This is a genomic window from Leptolyngbya sp. FACHB-36 (assembly GCF_014695955.1).
GTDB lineage: Bacteria > Cyanobacteriota > Cyanobacteriia > Leptolyngbyales > Leptolyngbyaceae > FACHB-36.
Map to the genome: position 1 here is coordinate 1 of NZ_JACJPG010000217.1, position 3,451 is coordinate 3,451.

General features: G+C 52.4%; 4 protein-coding genes and 1 pseudogene. 2 read left to right on the forward strand and 3 right to left on the reverse strand.

Features of this window, described 5'->3' with window-relative positions:
* Nucleotides 1–225: pseudogene (locus tag H6F43_RS05095) on the reverse strand (fused N-dimethylarginine dimethylaminohydrolase/saccharopine dehydrogenase domain-containing protein); the annotation flags it as partial.
* Between the two features lie 537 nt (nt 226–762).
* Between H6F43_RS05095 and H6F43_RS05100 the strand changes: the two are divergent.
* Nucleotides 763–1,281, forward strand: coding sequence for a hypothetical protein (locus H6F43_RS05100; protein ID WP_190341300.1), 519 nt, complete (start codon nt 763–765; stop codon nt 1,279–1,281).
* Nucleotides 1,282–1,493: 212 nt separating this feature from the next.
* Complete coding sequence (locus H6F43_RS05105) at nt 1,494–2,174, forward strand: hypothetical protein (RefSeq protein WP_190341318.1); 681 nt, start codon at nt 1,494–1,496, stop codon at nt 2,172–2,174.
* Nucleotides 2,175–2,211: 37 nt separating this feature from the next.
* Here the strand turns inward: H6F43_RS05105 and H6F43_RS05110 are convergent, their stop codons facing one another.
* Both H6F43_RS05110 and H6F43_RS05115 read right to left on the reverse strand, forming a co-directional pair.
* Nucleotides 2,212–2,886 (reverse strand): ferritin-like domain-containing protein, encoded by a 675-nt coding sequence (locus tag H6F43_RS05110; RefSeq protein ID WP_190341321.1) that lies wholly within the window; start codon nt 2,884–2,886, stop codon nt 2,212–2,214.
* A 43-nt stretch (nt 2,887–2,929) separates the two neighbouring features.
* A partial coding sequence (locus H6F43_RS05115; RefSeq protein WP_190341330.1) for an amidohydrolase family protein occupies nt 2,930–3,451 on the reverse strand: 522 nt, incomplete at its 5' end.

Below are 3,451 nucleotides of genomic sequence, written 5' to 3' on the forward strand. Positions count from 1 at the left end.
CACCAATCCTGCGTTAGCCGTGAACACCATGTCTGGCACGCCTTTTTGTGGCGTCACCAAATTGACAACAGCGTGATCTTTGAGGGTATGAAACAGCTTCTCCCACTGCTCCACAGCGCGATCGCGGGAGGACTTGTGAATATTTCCCTCCATCCAAGGATTAATCACGTAGTCCACATCGTAGTGGTCAGGCGAACACATGAGGAAGCGAATCGAGGAAGTCATAGATGTGAACCCTCTAGGGTAATTGCGTCAAAATCACGACAAGCCAATTGCTTATTCTAATACGCGGGTTTGACTCAGGGGGATAGTTAACGTCATCAGTCTGTGACGTTAGCTATCGTGTTTCGGTACCGTCAAATATCGCCTCGAAGGTGTCAGCTTAGCCGTTATCAGGGGAATTAGACGCTCCAATGTTTATCGCTGAATCTACGAGGTTGCCGATCCTGTAGGTGATGCCATTCTTGAAGTTCGGAGCTGAGTCGCCCAGAGCATAGAAAAAATCGAAGACTGACAGCGTGAAAGTCCGCTTTGGATGGAAATCAACTGGGCATCGGGTTCAAGGTTGAACGGTTACTCTCACGAGCGAGTCTTAACACTATGCGCGCTGCTGCTGATGGTAGCAACGTGATTGCGCTCCTTCTCAATTTATCTGTGATGTTATCTCTTCAACGTTCAACCATTGCAGTATTGGCAGGACTCATCGCGATCGCAAGCGTTGGGTGCAGTCGTTTAGGACAAATCTTCTTCAATCCCGAACCTATGGTTCGCGAATCAGCACAAGTCAGTTGTTCGCCTCAAGCCGGTCAATTGGAAAACTTCCGCATTTTGGGCAGTCGAGATTGGGCAAATGGCAAATCCGTTGTTTACCAGGCAACCTGTCGCAATAATAGTTCCAAGCCGTCTCTCGCTATTGTGGGCTACTCGATGTTTGAGCGGCATGGCTTGAACTGGTCGCCTGCGGGCGGTGGTAGCGCTGGGAGTCCTCTCAATGCTTCCTCTCCTCAAAAATTGGCGCAGTTCGTTGCTAGCCAGAGTACTAATCAAGGCAATCGGTATGCTGCTGTACATGGTCAAATTTTGAGTCCTCAAGTGGCAACGATCGAAGCCCAATTTAGCAATGGGAAACTGCTGCGCGACGATGGGAACGGAGAGATGTTTGCGATCGTTGAAGCAGGTGCAACCCGAGTCTGCCAAGTCAGATTGCTGGGAGCGAACGGTCAAGTGCTACAACGACATCAAGTAGGTTCTGAAGCAAAATCTTCTACCTGCCCTACCTAACTAATTTTTTAGCTGAGCTTAATTCTTTCAAGCGGAAGGGTAATTGCCTATGTGCCGGACTGACCCGGATGCATAGTTAATGACAGACACGCTGTTGCTACGAACCGACGATCGCGCGAAAAAACTGAGCCTAAATGCTCGACGGACTTTGTACAAAGCCGTTGAATTAGATGGTGTAGTATGAATTGAATTCAGGTGAAGTGAGGGTGCGTATGGCTCAGCGGACGCAATCGAAGGGAACCTGCACGTACTGTGGCAAAGAGCTTGCCAAAGGTGGAATCACAAAACATTTAGCGGCTTGCCCAGAGCGCCAAGCCGTGATCGCAAAAGCCGAGCAGGGCAAATCCGCCACTGAAATGCTCTATCATCTGCGAGTGCAGGACGCCTACCGCAAGGAGTTCTGGTTAGATCTGGAAATGCGCGGCTCCAAAAGCTTAAAAGACCTTGACACCTACTTGCGGGCGATTTGGCTAGAGTGCTGCGGACACCTGAGCGAGTTTTTGGGCAGCGGCGGACTGGCGCAACAACTTGGTAAGCAGCGGAAAATTGCCGAGGTTTTCGCAAGTACGAGCGAACTGACCCACATTTATGACATGGGCACTTCGTCTGAAACGCTGGTCAAGCTGGTGGGCACACGAGAAGGGAAGCCGACGACGCGCCCGATCGCGCTAATGGCACGCAACGCCCCACCGGAAGACCCCTGTATTGAGTGTGGGCAACGGGCAACCCATCTATGCACAGAATGTCTGATTGAGGAGGAAACTTGGGGTGCGCTGTGCGATGAACACGCTGAAACTCACCCCCACAATAATTACGGTGAACCGATTCCGCTCGTGAATTCTCCCCGGTTGGGCATGTGCGGCTATGATGGTCCCGCCGATCCACCTTACTAAGTCGGATCTGCTTACAGTCCCACAGCGAATGACTCGATCAATTTTCTAGAGTTGCGAGTTTACGATTGAATGCCTGAATTGCGCGAGTTTCGAGTTCTGCAACTTCAAGCGCGTAATGACGGGCACGATCGCGCTGTTCGTCGGTGGTGCAGTATTTGCTGAGGATGCGGCGACCCAGCCGCAGATGAAACTGCTCATCGGGCATGATTCGGCGCATCGTTTTTTGCAGATCGTCAGGCAAAAACGGAACGATGCTGCTAAAAGAGCGGCAGGCACCGGACTCACCCGCCAAATTGTGGGCGGCAAGGCGGGCGATCGTATCGGGCAGAGAGCCGTAAAAGCTCTCGACCCAATCGACGATTTCAGGCAGCGGCGTCCATTCAGACAACCGGGCGCCCAGTTGTTCTAGGTGTTGGTTTAGCCAGTTGAAGTGGTTGCCTTCGTCCTCAATCTGCTGACACAGCAGCACCAATGCATCAGTTTCTGGCGTGGATTGTAGCCACTTACTGATAAACAAAATCGCTTGGTATTCGTAGTACGTCTGGAAACTGAGCCACTCGATGACTCGTGCCCTAGACCACGGCTGACGTGCAGCTTCAGTCGCGGCGAACGCCTGTGACGCGTCCGAAAATGCTCGATCGCGATGAGCATCCAGTTCAGCTTCAATGTCCTGCACGAACGTAGCCCAAGTCTCGTCAGGAGAGGTTTGCATAGGAGTGAAGTGCATAGGGGAAGTGAGGGAGTAAGGAGAACGGCTAACGACCAACCGCTAATGGCTGCGGCTCAGATTCAACAGCGTCAAACGGCATTTTCTCAATGCGGGAAAATTTTCCAGCCCGACAAACGCCACGGACGTGCAGGACTTGCGACACCTGTAGCGTACCGCCGAGTCCGTCTGAGAGGGCAGCGTCTTGCTCGACGAGTTCTGCGACGGTGAAATCAGCAGGCATTCCTGGTTTGAGACTGCCGAGTTCGTTGGTTTTACGCAGCGCTTTGGCAGGACCGATCGTCACTCGCTCGATCACCTGACTGAGGCTGAGTCCTAGCCCCAAAAACTTCGTCATCGTAGACGCCAAACTGCCGACTACATCGAAGTTGAAGCAGTTGAGATCGGTAGAAATTGAGTCGGGCAAAATTCCTTGAGCCAAGCCCGATCGCGCCGTTTTGAAGGAGAAATCGCTGTTGCTATGCCCCACGTCCAGCAGCACGCCGCGTTCAATGGCGCGTTTTGCCGTTGGCAGCAGGTTGCTGTCGCGATCGTACAGTCCGTGATGGGG